Genomic DNA, 14,967 nt, shown 5'->3' with positions numbered 1-14,967 from the left:
CGCCATAGTGCCGCTCTAAATGCGTAGAATTTACCAGCAGAAAATCGCCGGTTTCTCTGGCTCCATACTCCCAGATAGGGTGTAGTCCCAATCCTCCGGCAAGGACAGCATTTGCGACAGCAGGCCCTTGGCTTTCAGGGACAGGGCCTTGTTCCGCAGGTGGTGATTTGACATCACCGTGTAGCCTCGATTCTTTTCTACGCGGAATGCTGCCATATCAAAATCAGCTCCTTTCACAGTGAATTTGGCCCCGCTGCAAGACCGGTGAGCTTGCCCGGCTGATAGGGACACTCTGCATAGACGCAGAATTGATATTTCCAATCCGGGCGATAAAAGCGGCAGGTGCCGCAATCCTCCGGCGCGTCCGCCCCGCCGCCGTCGTAGTGATCGAAACCAGGCTTTTCCTGCATCAGCCGTTCAAAGGCCCGATTCTGGCCGGAAGTAAGTACATAGTGTCACCTCCTTTCCTTGGGCAAAAAGAAATGCCTTTTTCGTCGCAGACTTACGAAAAAGGCATTTCAGGTGTGATTATAGAGATGTTTAATTGTCTTTAGATTTTTGAAAAGTCCCGGTTTTATGCGGGTTTGCGCTGGTTGTGCTAATCGGAACGAAGCTACTGCCTTAACTGAGGTGCCCGATTCGTGCGAGGGACGCTTTGATACATTAGCCGGGGCGATTGCTCATATCGACCACAAGGTAATTGATATTTCTTTTTGCCTGTCTTGTCCCTTCGGAACGAACCGACAAGAATTTCTTGTAAGTAGATTCAGCCCAGTTCCCCGTTTTTGTATCTTCCATCGATATGCTGGCTTATATTTTGCTGGGTCGTGTCATAAAGCTTAGCAATTTGGTTCTGTGCAAGCCATATATGTGGGCAGCACTGGTGACAGCACCGGCAACCACCTGCATTTTGAGGTAATGCAGGGTGGGGTCAGGGTAAATCCATTGGATATGCTGTCCCCTACAAACACAAGGGAATGTCGTCACCCAAAATATTGCGTTTGCCGTTACAGCCGCCGTTACCGCAGAGCTCGCAGCCATACTGGTGCCCATGGTACAATGCTGTCATTATTTTCGGCTTGTATTGCAAACCAGGTACACAACCTGATGATCCTCGGCGATTTTGTCGAGCATTTCCAGCGCGCGTTTCGTATGCTCATCATCCAGATTTACAAAGGGGTCATCCAGGATCAAAAACGGTTTCTCATCGCCAAAGAGGGCATCCACAAGCGACAGACGCATACACAGCATAATGCAATCTATAGTTCCTGCACTGAAGCTGCCGACTTCACGGGCAGCGCCTTTCTCGTCGATATACAGATGCAAATCCCTGTCGACCATAACATCGCCCAGTTGATTCCCCATCAGCGTGTTGGCGTAGCTCTCGAACCCGCGCTCTACCCTTCCAACATAGCTATTGGCAAGGTTATCCTTGGCCTGACTCAGCAGGGCAAGCGTTTGATCGGCGAGTGCGCACTTCCTTTCATCCTCTTCCTGTTCATTTTGAAGGCGAGCCATACGATCCTCCCAAGCAGGGATGTTTTCGACAGACCGGCGAATACGGTCACGCTCTTGACGCAAATTTCGCAGTTCCGCTTCAATACCATCAATCACATTTTGAAGTTGCTTTTCAGATTCCTGCAAAACTTCCGGGTCAGCAAGATCATTGTCTACATCAATGACATCGGCTTCAACGCCGGGATTCTCTTCCATGAATGTGTTCAGCTTGTGCTGTGCTTCGTCAAGCGCCTCCTTAGTGGCATCTCTACTCCGAATATCATCATCGGCATAATCGATAAGATTCGCGGGGGTATCGTCCGAAAGCTGATACTTTTGCAGGAATTTCTGAACCTCAGCATTTGCCTGATTTTTCCGCGAAGTTGAATTTTCAAGTTCCTGTGTGTAGTGGGCAACGCGTTCCGATGCCTCTTTATAACGGTCAAAGCGTTTCCGGAGATTCTGGAGACAGGTATCATACGGCAAGGCTTGATCCAAGGCTTTGTAGGTGAGCAGAATCTTGCAAATCGAGGCTTTCAGCGCATCTGCGCGTTCCTGATATTTTGCATTTCCCTCCTGCATAGATTGCTTTTTCTTCATGAGATCGTTATACGCCGTGACCTCGCCGCTTAATGTGCGGATTCCCTGACGCAGATCCCTCGGCAGTTCAATCGGGTAATACCTATGCAGAACAGGAATAATTTTGGAACGGTCGTCCTCAATCCTTGCTTTCAAATCATCACGCTTTGCGGATACCGTCCGGGCTTCTTCTGTCAACCGCTGGTATTTGCTAAGGCTATCACGCAGTCCTTTTACGAAATCATCCCGGTATGTATCGTGGGGATAGTACCGTTCAAACATCGATTGAATTTCTTCATTTTTTGCCTGAATCTTTGCATCGATCTCTCGAAGCTCGTCCTCTGCTGCAAGCTTTTTTTCGTGTAAATCGGCGTAAGCTTTACTGTCAATGCGCAGCTGCACCAGCTTGTTATCAGGGTCGGCAGCGTCATCATAAAAACGTAACAGGAAATCATTAAGAGCGTGCTGCAGAGTGTACAACTCTTGATTTTCTTCATCCGAAATAGCACTGGCGGTAATAACAGAGGCGCTGCTCCGCGTCTGGTTGTTGACGATGGACTTGGTGTGCAGCCAAAATGCTGTGAGCAATGCTACAAACCCGGCAACCAGAAGAATGATTCCGGGGATCGAGAGCTGCATCACAAAGCAGATAATGCCGAAAACCAGCAGTGCTACACCGACTCCTCCACAAATGAGGGGTGCTTTAGAAGGCGCAGGAAGTTCTTGTGGAAGATCCTGCTGTATAATCGTGGTCTGCGTGTTTTTCTTGGCCGTCAGTTCTGCAATTCGGCGGCTGTCCGTTTGCTTGCTCTGGATTTCTTCCTCAGCAGGGACACCCGCAGCAAAGGTACGTTTCAACGCATCATATTGCTTTTGCTCATTGTCAGGGAAAATGTGCGCAGATCGGCTTTGGATCAGCACATCGCGATCATGGAGAGTCTGTTCACAATCGCTTAGTGCGCTGTCATCCGGAATGCCGCTTCTGAACAGTTCCTGAAGCTGTGCAAGACATTTTTGATTTTCCGCTGGTACGGATAGGTCCGCATATTGACGTTGTGCATCGCTGAGGTCATCGGCAGCTGTCATACAGGTTTGCAGCTCTGCTTCTGTTGGAATTCCAGCGGCAAACTGCTTGGACAATGCATCCAACCGTTCAAGCTCCTCCGGCAGCATCTGGGCGGTCATCTTGGCAGAAACCTTTCCAAGTTCCTTGCAATCTCGGTCGCATTGTTCAATATCTGCGGCAACCTGTTCGGTGTTTGCAAACCAGCGCTGTTCGCCTTCGGTGATTTCCTTGTCGGCGTCGCTGAGCTTCAGTGCCTGAAGTCGATGACCCTCCTGTTGTATAATGCTCAGGTTCTCCCGCTGTTCCTTGATTTCCTCGGCAGTAGGGTAACCGACCGGATAACCTTCGTCCATCTCCAGAAGATACTGCTGCTTCTTCTCAACTTCCGAGCGCAGGCTATTCAGCTGCTTCTGATTGGCTATACGGACCTTCTGATCCGACGCCAAACGAATCTTTTCCCGCAGATTATTTACAGCATCCGTTTTAATTGCTTTTTCGCCATTCAAGCGATCAATGCCTTCCACAACCTCCTGCAATTTTGGACGCTGCTGTTCTGCTATGTATTTATCACTTTCAAGATTAAGACGTTTCCGTACTATTTCGTTGATAGCGCCGCCCTCGCCTCGATAAGCACGAAATTTTGTGCGATAATCGCGCAACATTTTTTCTGCTGTGTCGTAGTTGCGGAGGTCATTGGTGTCATCGACCAGATTACTCAGCTTTGTCCGGATAGAAGTAGTTGCCTGCATATCGTTGGCAGACAGCTGCGGAACATAGGTGCTGCGCGCAAAGGAGTCCGCATCCAGCTGAAACAATTCCTCGCCGAGCTTTTCTGAAAAACGAGTGCTTGGACGCCGATTGGTCAAATCCAACAGCGAGAATGTGTCTTTAGCGGCGGTCTTACCAAAGTAACGCCTAACACGGTAACTGACATCCTGCGCTTCAAACTCCAGATAGCCGCCGTATTTTCCGCCCTGCCAGGGGTCGTACCGTTTGCGTTCATTTTCTACGATATTACGGGCACCCGTGCGGGGAAAGCCATAGAACATCGCTTTAATAAAGGCGGCAAAGGTACTTTTGCCGAATCCGTTACTTTGACAAATGGTGGTCAGCCCCTCGGCAAAGCTGAAGTCGAAGTCGGAGAGTACGCCAAAGTTTTCAATATGGCATCGAATCAGTTTCATAGCGTGATCTCCTCCCCCATCAGTGCCTGCATACCGGTGCGGATGATTGCCGCTTTGTCTTCCTCGCTGGCATCCGAGTCCAATACCAAACGAATAAATTCACCTTTGAGCGAAATGTCGTGTTTGTAGTCCTCCGGGTTTATCGCCAGATGTGTTTGATCCTTTACTTTAACAAAGAAGAAATCTCTTTTTACAAGATTCTGCAGGTACGATACCGCAAGATTTGCAGTGGGGTCTACTCCGCCGGAAAGAAGAAATTCAACCATGTCCTCTGACGGGATGCCCTGTGCAGCGGCTTTCATTTTCTGACCGATTTCGGAATTCTTGGTCAAGCCGCTGATATCAACCGGAATACGGTGCAGCTGCCGACAACTGAACGGCACAAATTCATGTTCCAAATGACCAGACTCTACGGTGAGCAAAACAAAGCCCTTCGGGCCACATTCATCAAAACCTCGTCCTTCCAAGCATCCCGAATAGCAATAGATGCCTTCACTGTCCAACGGCTGTTCCGAGTATGTGTGAATATGCCCCAATGCCAGATAGTTAATTCCCTTGTTTTTTAGTAAAGAAAGGTTTATCTCATCTACATCAGCGGAAGAACCCACCTGTCCGTGCAGAGTGACAATGTTTATGACTCCATTTTTATGCGGGATATTCAGATAGAGCGAATGAGCATTGGCTTCACAAATTTCAATGCCGGAGATGGCTACGCCGTCATATTCGTAGGTAGCCCATTCTTTACCGAAAAGCTTCGAGTTGGTCGGCACATCGTGGTCGGCAAATGCGTAGGTTGTGTCATCATGGTTGCCGGTAAGATACAGATAATCCACATTGGGTGTGCGCCGCACAGCGTCAAGGATTTCGTCTATCGTCCGAACCTTAACGCGCTCACCATCAAACATATCTCCCGCCAGAATGACCGCACGGACATCGTTTTTTGCGGCATACTCTGTCAGTCTGAGAAATGAGTGGATTATTTCGGTGTTTCTGGTCGATGCCTGCTCCTCCGACATGTGGGTTTCCATCGGAGAATCCAGATGCAGGTCAGCACAATGGATAATCTTTGTCAACGATTTCAACTCCTGTCTAAAAGTAAATTTGTATAAAACTTATCACTGGCAGTGATTTGTGCCTTTTCTGTCAGCTGAATGAGATGACGATGGGCATTGTTTCTTATCAATCTGCCAAGGCAGCGCCTGTAGGCGGGAATTATGCAATGATGCCTTAGCCTTTTGCATCCTTCATAAACGCAATCAGTCGCGTCAGTTCTTTTTCTGCGGTCTGTCTGCCAATTTCATAGCAGGTTGTTAATTTTTTGGGGTCTTTCTCAGCGCGCCTGACCGGAAGGGGTGAATCGGGACGAATGACAAATAGGTCGCCGCTATTTTCCTGATTTGCAATCAAATCCAGTTCTGCATTGTACATCAGATGTCGATTTTCCAACGCCTTTATTAGATTCGGGTATTTCCGATATTTTATGCGTATCAAGGGTAACATTCGGTTTTTCTCTTTTCGATAGTCTATCGGCTGTGTCAGAATGGCAACATTTTTTGAGTATCCTATGCTTTCAAAAAAGGCAACGGGGATGGAATCGGATATTCCACCGTCCAACAATTTCAATCCATCAATTTCGACAATTTGTGAAACCAACGGAAGTGAGGCAGATGCACGGATCCAATCAAAGCCGTGATCGTTCCAACCTGTGTATTCGTGATAGATCGGCTTTCCACTTTCGATATCTGTGCAGGTAATATAGAATGCTGTAGGGTCTTTCTCGTAAGTATCGAAATCGAAAACATCGAGCTTCAAAGGAACTTCACCGTAGCAGAATTCTGTATTGAAAAGATTTCCTGTTTTCAAGAGAGAGCCAATCCCACAATAGCGTTTATCATGGCAGTATTTCGCATTGTAACGAATAGTCCGCCCGATTTGCTTCGATTTGTAATTGACACCGAATGCTGCTCCTGCGGAAACTCCGACGATTCCGTTAAAACAGATTCCGTTTTCCATCATGACATCCATTACGCCTGCGCTGAACATTCCGCGCATGGCACCGCCTTCCAATATCAAACCTGTTTTCATTTCTTTTTGCTTTCCTCCCGGTCGTATGCACAGTTCGAAGCAGCGTTTCGGGTATATGGTTTCTGATGTAAGTCTATACTGATTTCCTTGCATCAAACCATTTTTTAGATGGTCATACGCTTTTTACACACTCGGAACTTTGGCAAATAAAGCTATGGTATTTGTGTGCTTTTCATGACGCATCTTTCTCTTTTCTGGTCTACTCACACAATCTCTGATATGCTTTTTGAACCGTTTGCGCCATCAAGATTCTTCTCTGACTCAGGAAATCCATATATTCCATGTTTTCAAAATTGTCGGGGAGAGCATGATTCTCACAGGCTTTTCGATATCCTTCTTCACCAAGCTTATGGCGGTAATAGGATACATAGTCAATGGGTGGCTTATCGGAGATTTCAATATTGGTGGAAAAGTCCAGATAGGTGTAATTCGCAATCTGATTTCTGTCGCGGTCGGTATCAAACCCAATGGTAGTCAAGTAATTTTTCGGGAAGATGTGATGCTTGTCAATTGCGTTTTTCGTGCCGCTAGAGCCAAGAACAAAATATTTGGACACAGGGGTATTGCTGAAGAGCATGGGCATACTCAATATAATTTGAGCTGCTACATAGCCGTACCATACAGGAGAAATCGCTGCAGCGCTGTTCAGTTCGTTCGGCAGTGTTAAGCGGAAATAATCGTCGGTAAAACGTGTTTCGATAACACGGTCAATATACGAAATGAAATCTGCGGTACTGTGAACATCACGCAAATCTGCAAACTGTTTTTCCACCGCGGTCTCCGTAGAGCCAGTGTAGAAATATGTGATGCTGCTCATAAAGAACCACTTGCTGATACACTTCTTCAGTTGTGCAGCGTCTAGCTTATAATCGTATTTTGCGATCAGGTAAAGGACGTAGCTGAATACAACGGCATTGGATGAAGCAATCAATTTGGAGCTAATATATCCGGCCTCACCCACAATATTGATAAAACCGTGCCAGTTATTCAGATTCATCACTTTGTCAAGCGCATCCTTGAAAATTCGAAGGTTTTCGGAGCGTTCCTCGGCGGAAAACTTTCCAGTTTCCAGATTTTTTCCTCGCAACAGCATATAAGCATATCTTAACCGTGCGCGTCTGAATCCAACGCCAACAGCCATGCGAATCAGGTGGGACGGCTCAACTGCCAAGAGTGTGTTGTACGAGGTGTTGTTTGCTGGAATTCTGGATTCAGCAGAAAACGCATTTATCCTATCGCCTGTTTCATTTTCATAAACAGAGATAAGTGTCTGGATGAAGTTGTTCTCTGTCAGTTTTTGTCCGCCAGAGTTGACTCGAACAAAGATGTCAGCGACATCCTCTTCATCTGCGTTATAACTGATTTCCAAAGTAGGCAGTGAATAGTCCAACAGATTCAAAAGGGCATTGATGTTATCCTCAATTTTATCTTCTTCTGTATCCGTCAACGGCGGAACTTCCTTCTTGAGGCGGCTTTCATTAGCTTCCTTGATATAACGACGTCTAAGTGAACTGATGGAATTATCCTCTTTGGCGAGGAATATATCACTGATACGGCTGATCCAATCCGGGTCTTTTTCATATGCCTGAGACCATACGGCGAACTCACAAGTTAGCGGATTATAAGAAATTTTAATCTCGCGCTCTACAAAGTTTTTGTCCTTTACTTTGACCGCAAACATAGCGGCAACAAGGGCTGTCAATCTCTGCTGTCCATCAATTACAAGTTCTTTGGGCTCATCATAAGTCTTATCGTTATTTCCAATGGTACTCTTTTTGCTCTCGTAATCAGCCGGAGATTCCCAAAGCATAATATAGCCAATGGGATATCCCTTAAGCATGGAATCGAAAAGCTCGCGAACCTTATTGTCTTTCCAAACAAAAGGGCGCTGAAGGTCCGGCAGACCAATGCGGCCATTGCGTACATCCTTTACTAAATCCCCGACTTTGCTGGGAATATTCTTGAATAGCTCTTTTTCCATATGGATCCTCCGGATAACATTGTTGTTCCGCTTATCTTATAAACCCATTCTATAACTCTCAGAGTGAGTTCATTATGTTCAGTAGGCTCTGGTAGCTGTCCACATCGTGGTACACTACATTGCTTGTAGACATCTCATTGAACAGCTTCTTTGCACAAGAGATTTTTGCCTGCTCGATGGGGCGCAGTTCCAGTGTTTCCATCGTACCTTTGGTTTCCGCCACAAAGAAAATGTGCTTGACGGTGCCTTCGTAGAATGCGATTGCCCAGTCCGGCGAATAGTTGCCTACCGGCGTGGGAATCTGGAAGGTTCGGGGCAGCTTGGCGTAGACACAAACTTCCTCCGCAGCATCCAAATCTTCGGCAAACTTATTTTTCCAGTTTATTGATAATGGCAAGGGCGGCATCGCGTTGGAAATTATAGAGCATCCCCCAAATCTTACTTTCCTTGAAGCCGGTTGCCTCGTTTGGCAAAACATCCTCGGACACATCTTCCAAAAACTCGCTGAAAATATTGTAGAGAGTCACAAAGTAGATAAAGTCGGGAGAGTTCTCATTATAGGCAGCCGTGATGCTGTCGATTACCTCCTCGGTGACGACCTGAAGCACCTTGCTGTCGTTCCAGATTTCATTGAAGTCAGCAAGCAAAGTGCGGGCAAGGGACTCGTCCTTTACGATTGTGGTGCTGATTACATTGCCTTTTTCGCAGCCAAGTTCAACCGTAGTAAAGTTGTTGATGGGGGTATAGCCTACGCCGTCAACTACAATTTGTCCCTGAATAGATTTGTCACTGACATTTGATTTGAAAGTGACCTTCTGCCTGATCCACTCTGCACATTCTCGTGCAATAGCTTTTTGGGTCAATTCATTGCGGAGCTTAATTTCAAATTCAGTACCGTAAAGACTTCTTTCACGGGTTAATCGTGGAATGTAGAATTCGCGCCTTTCTTTTTTTGCCTTTTCTGCGACAAAGGTTGGAGAGGTAAAGATAAAACGAAGCTCTTCGATTTGGGACAGTTGTTCTTTCAATTCCTGAAAGGCATAAATAGAGAAGCAGGCTGCCGCAATGGATAGCTTGCTGCCTTGTTTAATTTCCACTGACAAGTCATCTTTCAGCGTTTTCGTAATATTATTGATAATATCCATTGCCTACAACACCCATCCTAAACATATTTAAAATAACAGTCTATAAGCGCACCGGATTTTAATCGTCATAGAATTCCAGAATTTCATCTGGGGTGCAGCCTAGGGCTTGGCATATATTTCCGATTACCTCTGTGGTCACATTTTCGTCCCTTGCCAACTTGAGCATTTGATAGCGATTCAAACCGGCAAGCTCTTGCAAATCCTTCTTCTTCATTTTTTTATCGATGAGAATCTTCCAAAGTTTGTTGTACCGTACAGCCATTTCTAAATCTCCTTTGGGATGTGCTTAACCACTGCGAAATTCAATTAAAACCATTTTGTTTCATTATAGCGCAAGAAATTATTTTTTTCAATCCAATGTGTCGAATTTCGCATATTTTTGTCCTTAATTTTGCTGCGGAGTATAATTTGTCTGTCGTTCTTGGCAAAGCTTACATATTTCATCCCGCTTCTTAGTACATTTTGCTTGAGTAATCGTCGTTTCTGAATTATACTTAGTTTTGGACATTCCTACGTTTTTTGTTATAGGCAAATCACATCACACTAAGAGAACTAATTGTAGACTACATAGCACCAGCTTGACGCAGAAATGAAAACCAAATCACAGTTGGATGGAAGGTAAGCAAATCCGCTTTCAGCCCGACAGGTATTTACTTGTCGGGCAATTTTTGTTTCTTCGTTGCAGGATTCAGCAGAAGGGTTCGGTATGTATGGCAAAATCATTTATCAACTTATATGACGCAGGAGCGCCATATTAAAGCAAATCTCCGTTTGAGGATAACTGCACCCTTTAAGGCTGCGCCGTACATCGTAGTTCGTATATCTATTCTATGCCAGATGGTTGTTGTGACCATCTGGCATATTTTTTTGTTTTCTTTCGTCGGCACCTTACCGCCCGACCGCATTCGCGGACCTCCCGGTCTTGAGCTTTATTCTATGAAACTCAAAATTCTGGAGGTTTAATATGATTGAAAAGAATGCCAACGATAAGTATGTGCTTACGGCGGAGGACGCCGAGTTGCTTGCGCGATTTTCAGCATATGCTAAGCAAACCTTGGCTCATAAAAAGGCGGAATACTATAGAAAAGTAAAACTTATTTGGGATCATGAGGATCTCTATGAAGCTCTCTCTGCAACTGATAAAACACGCTGTCAGGTCAGCCCCTTCACGGTGGAGGAAATCTTCGGCGAAAAATGGTTGCGAGAAAAGCTCTGCGAGAGCCTTTCCGTTCTGTCGGAGACGGAACGTGTGGTCATCAAGCTGCTCTATAAGGATGAACTCACCCCCGAGCAGGCTGCCCGGAAGTTGGGGGTCACCAGCTCTACAATTCGGTCTCATAAAAAGAACGCTCTCGATAAGTTGAAGAAAGAAATGCTGGAGGAAGATTGATATGATTTCTTTTCGCGAACTGTTGATTAACGCAAAAAACGGTGATGAAAAAGCCTTGATGGAAATGTTTGACATTTTCCGTCCCATGACAGAGAAAGCAAGCCGCAATGCAGGTCGAAAAGATGAGAATCTATATGATGTCATCGTTATGGCGTTTATTCAGGCAATTTCAAAGTTCCCCATCGACAAGCCTTGATCAATGAATCAAGCTTGTCGGGCTGCTAAAACTACATAGTAAAAACAGCACAAGCGTCTGCCGTTTGGGGTAGGCGCTTGTGCTGTTTTTTAAGCCTTATCATAGCGAGAAATTCTGCGTGTCTGTTAGCATGGGCTTATGTTGCGCATCATTCATCTGCGGTCTGCACTGCTGCGGATAACCCATGCTAAGCTTCGCAGTATTCGGTGCCGGGAGTGCGTTTTCCTCAGGGTTTGATCATTCGATGGATTCCATGTGCCGCATACGTTCCATCAGACGCAGCTGTTCCAGAAAACTTTTCTCTTTAAGGATGGCGAGACCTTGCTCCTCGTCCCCAAGGATCAGCAGATTGTCCCCTGGTTGTATGTCGAATATCTTCCGAGCATTTGCGGGAATGACGATCTGCCCTTTGTCCCCCACTTTTACCATACCGAAAATGTGTTTTCCTTTGGGCGGAACTTCCAGCCCTAAGTTCTCCTGGGCAGTTTTCTCGTAGTTTACAAGGTCATCCATGGAAACATCCAAAACTTCTGCCAACCGCCTGCAGCGTTCAATGTCCGGCAGAGATTCTCCGGTCTCGTATTTTGATAAAGTCTGGCGGGTCACTCCGATTTTTTCCGCCAGCTCATCCTGTGAGTAACCGTGGATCTTACGAAGTGAGACCAAATTGTCCTTAAACACGTTTCTTCTCCTTTCCGATTCCAAGGACGCACCAGCGCAGAATCGGCATCCGGCTAATAATTTCATCCAGCAGAAATGCGCCGATAAAGGCTCCGGTGCCCACCAGCAGATAGACCAGCACTTCCGGCGTGTCCGGGGCGTGTTCGTGCAGTTCATACGAGATCACAGCAATGGGCAGATAATGAAAAATATACAACCCCCATGACTTCTTCGCCATCCACTGTGTAAATGCGGTTGAGATATCGGCATAATTTCTCATCGTTGTAAGAATACCAAGAATCGCGATCCAGCAATAAACGCAGGCATGGATGTTGATCAGAACCGGTGCAACGGCGTAATTTTCACCAAAAAAACGCACAATGTACGAGATGCCAAGCACAGCCGAGGCTGCGTCAAACATCCACCACCACTTGCACAGCCGTTCCATTACGTTCTCGTGGGAAAACAGAAAATAGCCCGCAAAGAAGCAGAATCCATAAATACCAAACCGATAAACGGTGACGACCGGGGTGTTCAATACCTGTGCCGAACCATAAACAACGATTACCAGCATCAGGATGCTCCAGACCGGCGCTTTGGAACAGAAGTTCCGGACCCGGTCTTTTTCGATTTTCCGAACCGCCAGCAAAAGCATGGAGAACAACCAGAGCATCTGGATGTACCACAGAGGTCCTACGCCGGACAGCACGGTGATCAGATATAATATAGGCGTCGGAATGTCTGTAATGTTCAGTCCACCGCTAATTTTCAGATTATAGATACCAAGAAGCCACTGGAACACGAACAAGCCAATCGTGGACGGAACCAGCAGCTTACGGGTTTTATCTTTCAAAAATTGTTTTGTGGTATGACTTTGCAGATAGTACCGTGCGCTCATCCCCGATACAACAAACAGCAATGCCATGAACCAAGGGTAGACCAGATATTGAAAGCAATCCTGTAACTGGTTCGGACGGAAGGGACCAATCACACCAAAGGGCTGCACACCATTGAACATATAGATCACATGGTAGATTACCACCAAAACCACCGTCACCCAGCGAATGTTATCCAGATACAGCTTTCTTGCAGGGTTCATATTATTCCCACCTTTGCAATGATTTTTAACACAGTATAGCACAAAGTCCTTTTCTTTGCGACCAACTTTTCTTGGCAAAAACATTCGGTTCTTGTTAAGAATCGTTGCAGGTCATCGAAATCTGCAACCGAAACGAAAGGCTTCGACATAAAAAGGAACACAGCATATACTAGAATTGCCACTTTCAGCAAGAAAAGCTGATCCTTTGAAATTTTCTGTCGCAAAATCATCTCCATCATTCTGCCTGAAAACGACGGAGATTTTTCGTTTATGACTGAGCTCATATTCTGATAAACGAACTTCAACCGCTATTGTTTCAAGTTTTATGTAGAGCGCTGTTACCTGAAAAGTGTGATGCCTAGAAATTTCTCAGACTACTTCTACATAGAAACAATGGCTGAAAAAGATGCGCACCGAATAAGCGTTCCGAACAGCATTTTGGTGTATAAAAAATAGCACTCACCTTCCGGTGGGCGCTATTTCTATAATGCAGCGAATTAGATTTGGACGAGGGTTTCACTCTGTCGGATACGGAATGCGGAAATAGTCCAGATAAACTTTGAATCCGTCCTGTGCGGTCAGGCAGGTATCCATCAAGTACCCGCTTTCGTTATTCCACTCGTGCAGTCCACGATAGTAGAACATCTTCAGATCATCCTCAATGATAAAGGGAACGATGTCGTTCTTGAGGCATTCCTTGAAGAGAATCAATCTCCCGACGCGACCATCGCCGTCCTGAAATGGGTGGATGCGTTCAAACTCATAATGAAAGGCAATGATTTCTCTCAAGGAATGAGATGCTTTCGTATTATACGCGGCAAGCAATGCTTTAATTCTATCCCCTAACTTCTTCCGGTGTAGCTGTATCCATTCCACCGACTTCGTTAGGGATTTTCTTGTAATCGCCAACGGCAAACCAGTCTTTGCGAGAGTCGCTTGTTCCGTTCTTCAGAGTGAAATGCAACCGCTTAATAAAAGCTTCGGACAAAGGGTTCTTGGCGTCATCGATCACCATATCGATGCAACGAAAGTGGTTTGCCGTCTCCACGATAGCCGTTTTAAATCAATCGATTTTCGCATCTTTTCGAATATAGCATTTCCTTCTTTTAAGTCCGAAAAATTGCAAATTTCAAAACCCATTATTGTCCTCCTGTACATTAATACACATCTAAAACTTGCAAGGATATAATCTGCCTTATCCTGATTGGAGTTTCCTATACTGCGCCGGTGACTTCCCTATCTCTTTCTTAAATACCCTGCTGAAATACAGTGGGTTCTCATATCCTACGATTTCGGAAATTTCCTTGATGTTGTAGGTTGTCCGCTCCAGCAGGCTTTGCGCGTTGACCATGCGCAAAGAGAGGATGTACTGGGCCGGGGACATACCGGCGTACTGTTTGAAATTGTGTATAAACCAGTTGGTGCTGATGTGCAGGGACTCCGCGTAATCGTCTATGCTGATCTTTGTGTTATAGTTCTCGTTGAAGTAAGCCGCCGCGCGTTCAATTTGCTCTTGGACGTTGCCGGTGGCTTTTTTCTGTTCATGCTGCTGGCGGTCCACCAAAAGCAAAATATCGTTGAACAGCGATGCAATATAATCCTCGTACCCATAGCGGCACAGCTGCAACTCCTGAATGATCTTGCGGAACAGCGCCTTGTAGTCCGGCAGCACACCGCAGTAGAACACATGCTCATCCAGCGAGATGCCGTGATACGCCAATATGTTCTTTACATCACTGCCTGTGAAGTGAATCCAGAAAACTTCCGGGTTATCTTCCAGATAATATACATATTTTTGAATTTCTTCCGGCTTGTACAGCACCATATGGCCTGCGCTGACGATTTCTTCCCTGCCGTCAAACCAGAAATGCGTCTTGCCGTTTGCCACATATAAAATCTGGTAATCCCTGCGCCCTTTCTGCCAGTAGGTCGGCAGTTTAGGGCGCGTTTTCAGCCGATAGGTACCGCAGCTGCCCACCACCAACGGCGTGGAGTTGTCTTTGAAATCTGTACGGGAATTGTTCAGATAGCCGGAGTTAATGTACACAAAAACCCCCTCCTGTTTTTGTGAATATTGTGAGGTGC

The 14,967-nt window shown here is 46.0% G+C and carries 13 protein-coding genes and 3 pseudogenes; 3 read left to right on the top strand and 13 right to left on the bottom strand.

Features of this window, described 5'->3' with window-relative positions:
• Positions 1-75: 75 nt before the first annotated feature.
• A pseudogene (locus Q0I19_RS03250) lies at positions 76-410 on the bottom strand (helix-turn-helix domain-containing protein); the annotation flags it as partial.
• 460 nt (positions 411-870) lie between these two features.
• On the opposite strand from Q0I19_RS03250, the pseudogene Q0I19_RS03245 reads away from it, so the two are divergent.
• A pseudogene (locus Q0I19_RS03245) lies at positions 871-960 on the top strand (M23 family metallopeptidase); the annotation flags it as partial.
• Between the two features lie 108 nt (positions 961-1,068).
• On the opposite strand, the gene Q0I19_RS03240 reads toward Q0I19_RS03245, so the two are convergent.
• From Q0I19_RS03240 to Q0I19_RS03210, 7 genes are all read right to left on the bottom strand, one after another.
• Entirely contained in the window at positions 1,069-4,326 is a 3,258-nt protein-coding gene (locus Q0I19_RS03240; RefSeq protein ID WP_294757950.1) for an AAA family ATPase, read from the bottom strand.
• Complete coding sequence (locus Q0I19_RS03235) at positions 4,323-5,399, bottom strand: DNA repair exonuclease (protein ID WP_294757952.1); 1,077 nt, start codon at positions 5,397-5,399, stop codon at positions 4,323-4,325. Before Q0I19_RS03235 ends, Q0I19_RS03240 begins: the two co-directional genes overlap by 4 nt.
• 154 nt (positions 5,400-5,553) lie before the next feature.
• Positions 5,554-6,411: a patatin family protein gene (locus tag Q0I19_RS03230; RefSeq protein ID WP_294757955.1), complete on the bottom strand. Its 858-nt coding sequence runs from the start codon at positions 6,409-6,411 to the stop codon at positions 5,554-5,556.
• A gap of 199 nt (positions 6,412-6,610) precedes the next feature.
• Complete coding sequence (locus Q0I19_RS03225; protein ID WP_294757956.1) at positions 6,611-8,392, bottom strand: DUF262 domain-containing protein; 1,782 nt, start codon at positions 8,390-8,392, stop codon at positions 6,611-6,613.
• Positions 8,393-8,450: 58 nt separating this feature from the next.
• Positions 8,451-8,789: a hypothetical protein gene (locus tag Q0I19_RS03220; RefSeq protein ID WP_366012310.1), complete on the bottom strand. Its 339-nt coding sequence runs from the start codon at positions 8,787-8,789 to the stop codon at positions 8,451-8,453.
• Positions 8,761-9,537 (bottom strand): hypothetical protein, encoded by a 777-nt coding sequence (locus Q0I19_RS03215; RefSeq protein WP_366012308.1) that lies wholly within the window; start codon positions 9,535-9,537, stop codon positions 8,761-8,763. The genes Q0I19_RS03220 and Q0I19_RS03215 overlap by 29 nt, the downstream gene beginning before the upstream one ends.
• 58 nt (positions 9,538-9,595) lie before the next feature.
• Positions 9,596-9,799 (bottom strand): helix-turn-helix transcriptional regulator, encoded by a 204-nt coding sequence (locus Q0I19_RS03210; RefSeq protein WP_294757958.1) that lies wholly within the window; start codon positions 9,797-9,799, stop codon positions 9,596-9,598.
• Between the two features lie 702 nt (positions 9,800-10,501).
• Here Q0I19_RS03210 and Q0I19_RS03205 point away from each other — a divergent pair.
• Together Q0I19_RS03205 and Q0I19_RS03200 are read left to right on the top strand one after the other, a co-directional pair.
• Entirely contained in the window at positions 10,502-10,927 is a 426-nt protein-coding gene (locus Q0I19_RS03205; protein ID WP_294757960.1) for a sigma-70 family RNA polymerase sigma factor, read from the top strand.
• 1 nt (position 10,928) lies between these two features.
• A complete protein-coding gene (locus tag Q0I19_RS03200; RefSeq protein ID WP_294757961.1) occupies positions 10,929-11,123 on the top strand; it encodes a helix-turn-helix domain-containing protein in 195 nt (64 codons plus the stop codon).
• A gap of 237 nt (positions 11,124-11,360) precedes the next feature.
• Here Q0I19_RS03200 and Q0I19_RS03195 read toward each other — a convergent pair whose 3' ends face one another.
• From Q0I19_RS03195 to Q0I19_RS03180, 5 genes and pseudogenes are all read right to left on the bottom strand, one after another.
• Positions 11,361-11,804 carry a helix-turn-helix domain-containing protein gene (locus Q0I19_RS03195; RefSeq protein WP_294757963.1) on the bottom strand — a complete coding sequence of 148 codons (444 nt, stop codon included), beginning with the start codon at positions 11,802-11,804 and terminating at the stop codon, positions 11,361-11,363.
• Positions 11,797-12,882, bottom strand: coding sequence for an acyltransferase (locus Q0I19_RS03190; protein WP_294757965.1), 1,086 nt, complete (start codon positions 12,880-12,882; stop codon positions 11,797-11,799). The genes Q0I19_RS03195 and Q0I19_RS03190 overlap by 8 nt, the downstream gene beginning before the upstream one ends.
• 516 nt (positions 12,883-13,398) lie before the next feature.
• The gene (locus Q0I19_RS11460; protein WP_366012315.1) at positions 13,399-13,593 is read right to left on the bottom strand and encodes a hypothetical protein; all 195 of its coding nucleotides are present in this window, start codon (positions 13,591-13,593) and stop codon (positions 13,399-13,401) included.
• 51 nt (positions 13,594-13,644) lie between these two features.
• Positions 13,645-13,758, bottom strand: a pseudogene (locus tag Q0I19_RS11455) (hypothetical protein); the annotation flags it as partial.
• A 319-nt stretch (positions 13,759-14,077) separates the two neighbouring features.
• Positions 14,078-14,929: an AraC family transcriptional regulator gene (locus Q0I19_RS03180; protein WP_296023263.1), complete on the bottom strand. Its 852-nt coding sequence runs from the start codon at positions 14,927-14,929 to the stop codon at positions 14,078-14,080.
• Positions 14,930-14,967 lie beyond the last annotated feature (38 nt).

The sequence above is a fragment of the uncultured Gemmiger sp. genome (genome assembly GCF_934561205.1).
Lineage (GTDB): Bacteria > Bacillota > Clostridia > Oscillospirales > Ruminococcaceae > Gemmiger.
The sequence above is the reverse complement of the archived record's forward strand: the minus strand, read 5'-3'. Positions and strand labels throughout refer to the sequence as shown.